This is a genomic window from Bacillus sp. AY2-1 (assembly GCF_008368965.1).
Classification (GTDB): Bacteria; Bacillota; Bacilli; order Bacillales; family Bacillaceae_G; genus Bacillus_A; species Bacillus_A thuringiensis_S.
This window is the reverse complement of record NZ_QPEL01000225.1, coordinates 1-3150: the sequence shown is the minus strand read 5'-3', so window position 1 is coordinate 3150 and position 3150 is coordinate 1. Positions and strand designations below refer to the sequence as shown.

The window sequence follows — 3150 nt, the reverse complement described above, 5'->3', positions numbered from 1 at the left end:
ATATTCTTTTGCGGAGAACCCTACGATAGAACCGTCATCTAAAGCAATTTTCATTTGGATTGCTTCTGGATAAATTCGTACTCCATTTTCATTTACTACATACGTAAACACACCAACATTATCATATTGAGAGCTATCATAAAGCTCCATATTATTAAACTTATGGTCCTTTAAAAATTTCAAACCTTTACTACCTGCATCGTTTAAACTAACTTTCTGTTCTTTAATTTCGCGGTTATTCATAACCCAAATTGGATATCCGCCTTTTCCCGTAATATCCATATAAAACTCATTGTTCGTTGCTTCATCTTTAATTTTCACACTATAGAAAGATTCTTTCGCACCTTTTCCGCTTTTCTCAACATCTACTTTTTCATTTCCTTTTAAATTCAAAAACGATTTTGCAATTTTCGCCGCTTCATCTTTAGAAATTGCCTTTCCTTGCGCTTCAAATCCGCCTTTTTTATTTTTTTGCGCACTTGTAAAGGTCGGTCCGAAGTTTGTAGAAGAATATGATGTTACGTTTTTCTCTACAGTTTTCAATCCATCAATAATTGTGTTATCTGCTGGATCGCGATTTGATGCAAGTGCCATTTCTACATCCATCCAGCGTAAATTATTTTTCAAAACAAGATGTTGTACTTTTCTTAGTTCATCTTGTATATTTCCTGCATTTGAATATAAAGTTTGCAACGTTTTATATTCTTGCTCATTTAAAGGCTCTTTTTCTAAATCACGAATGGCTGCACGGTAACTAAAATCACCGATATTCGCTAAAAATTCTTCCGTTTTATTAAATGGCATTAATGTTAAAGGAAGTTGCCCTACATCTGAGCGAGCTTCAGATGTTAAACGCCATACATCCGCTAATGCAGGTGATAAAGATGATCGTGAATTCATCGCAAGTGTTGTGCCAATTTTATCGTGTAATAAATCGACTTCGTATGCTAAATCATGGAATGCACGTTGATAGCTATTTTCCGCTCTAATTAAAACCGCATTTTTCTCTTGGTGCTCTTTATAGCCCCAGTATCCTGTTCCTACTACACCGACTGTTAATAATACAATGATAATACCTCGTAACATTGTCCCACCTCCGCTCTATTTACAGAAAATATGTTTACCGATTTTTTTAATTTGTGGACGAGTCCAAATCCATTTACTAGTCGCAGTATCTGGATTGAAATAATATAAAGCATTTCCTGTTGGATCCCATCCATTAATCGCATCTAATACAGCTTTTTTCGCTGTTTCATTTGGCGTTAAATATATTTGCCCATCCGCAACTGCCGTAAAGGCTCTTGGCTCAAATATTACTCCTGAAACGGTATTTGGAAATGATGCACTTGTAACACGATTTAAAATAACAGCAGCTACTGCAACTTGTCCTAAATACGGTTCACCACGTGATTCCCCGTATACTGCGTTTGCCATGAGTTGAATGTCATTTTGCGAATAACCATTCGGAACATTTGTCCCTTTATTTTGAGATGGTTTATTTTTTTGTGCAGTACTACCACTATTTCCTTTATTGGCAGTGGACTTGTCATACTTCGTTGCCTTCACGAGCATTTGCTTCGTTTTAGCTCCAGCTAAACCATCAACGGGTAATCCGAATTTCTCTTGAAAATTCCGAAGTGCCCAATATGTACCCCATCCGAAAACACCATCCACTTTTCCCGTATAAAATCCGTTATATTTCAAACGAGATTGCAGTTCAATGACATCTTCGCCAGATGCTCCTCTTTGAATGACTTGATTAGAAAAAGCTTCTACATTCTTTAGTTGTATACTACTGACCATTAAAGACAGTCCTATGAACGCAAGTAAAACTGCTATTTTAAAAATAGCTTTTTGGCGCATACTTTTCCCTCCTTAATTACAGAAATGATTTCTTGGTTATGTTTTGTAAAAGCCTCGCTTTTATGTAAAGAAGACAAAAAAATCCAAACTAATATCGTTGAAAAAATATGTAAACAATATAAAAAAAGGATAAAAGGAGTTCATCATGAAAAAATCGTTAAAACGTGTCGCACTCGTCATTCTGTTCCTAACAACATGTTCAAATATATATACAGGCTCATCAATTGTTCATGCGCAGCCGCCGTATGCCAAATGGGGTAAACTTGCCGTAGAAAAGACGAAAGAACAATACCCAAAAGCAGAAATTATTGATTATCTACATATAGGTAGAAAACCCAAAACAGTTCAAATAACTGTTGAAAAATTTAAATTGTGGTTACGTGAAGATGGAAAAGAATATGGTGTTTTTGTTGATGTAGAATTTGAAACGAAGACGGAGAAATTTATAAAGTTGTCGTTTCAGAAGACGAGTAGATAAAGTGAACCCCCACTGTTAAAAACAGAAACAGTGGGGGTTCTTGCATTTCTAAAATTCTTTCCTAAAATTTCGATTCCCTAAAAATCTTACCAATATACAAATAGCGCCAATTACAACAGCTATCCCTATACTATATAAAAGGACTCTACCATATCCTCCTATTCTCTATACTAAAAAAGGACTCTACCATATCCTCCTATTCTCGGATCTAAAAAAGGATATGGATACCAATTTACGATTGGACCACGTAATAAGCTATATACAACGTAAAAAAACGGGAATAAGAGCCAACTTGCAGCTTTTTTCCAGGTGATTTTCTTATTTGGTGGATTTAAAATCCAATCTAAAAGCATGGTAATTGGCATGATATAATGCAGCACCGTATTTACCCATGGTATTGCAGTTTGAAGTGATTCTTCTAATCCTCTTAATAGTAAAAAATAAATTAGTCCTGTCGTAAGTATATATACCGTTGCCGCACCACGAAGTATACCAAACTGCTCTGATCGACCAAATGTAGCTGTTCCGATACTGCTTAAAAGGAGAATACATGCAACTAAAATGTTACTTTCGATCGTAAAGAAACTAAAAAAGTTAACTGGATTGAACGGTTTCACTTGTGCCCTGATTATGAATTGCGTAATAATGGCGCTACATGCTAGAAGACTTAAACATAATCTAAATAAAGATAAAGTTTTTTCACCCCTCATACATTCCCTCCTTTTCTTATAAATAATTAGAATTTCCCTGTACATGCTCAATAAATAATTTTAATGGAACGAGCCCACGCTTTGGCATATGACTACTTA

At 35.3% G+C, this 3150-nt stretch carries 3 protein-coding genes and 1 pseudogene; 1 reads left to right on the top strand and 3 read right to left on the bottom strand.

Going from position 1 to position 3150, the window contains the following annotated elements; genetic code table 11:
- On the bottom strand, positions 1-1086 hold a 1086-nt coding region (gene ypeB, locus DN403_RS29295; protein WP_149186052.1), incomplete at its 3' end, for a germination protein YpeB.
- A gap of 15 nt (positions 1087-1101) precedes the next feature.
- Complete coding sequence (sleB, locus tag DN403_RS29290) at positions 1102-1863, bottom strand: spore cortex-lytic enzyme (RefSeq protein ID WP_001249046.1); 762 nt, start codon at positions 1861-1863, stop codon at positions 1102-1104.
- Between the two features lie 145 nt (positions 1864-2008).
- On the opposite strand from sleB, the gene DN403_RS29280 reads away from it, so the two are divergent.
- Positions 2009-2341 carry a DUF3889 domain-containing protein gene (locus tag DN403_RS29280; protein ID WP_000749154.1) on the top strand — a complete coding sequence of 111 codons (333 nt, stop codon included), beginning with the start codon at positions 2009-2011 and terminating at the stop codon, positions 2339-2341.
- 48 nt (positions 2342-2389) lie between these two features.
- Here DN403_RS29280 and DN403_RS29275 read toward each other — a convergent pair.
- Positions 2390-3051: pseudogene (locus DN403_RS29275) on the bottom strand (Pr6Pr family membrane protein).
- Positions 3052-3150 lie beyond the last annotated feature (99 nt).

Bases quoted from the DNA above. Each gene is read 5' to 3' on its own strand.
- sleB (WP_001249046.1), bottom strand. From the start codon at position 1,863: ATGCGCCAAAAAGCTATTTTTAAAATAGCAGTTTTACTTGCGTTCATA.
- DN403_RS29280 (WP_000749154.1), top strand. From the start codon at position 2,009: ATGAAAAAATCGTTAAAACGTGTCGCACTCGTCATTCTGTTCCTAACA.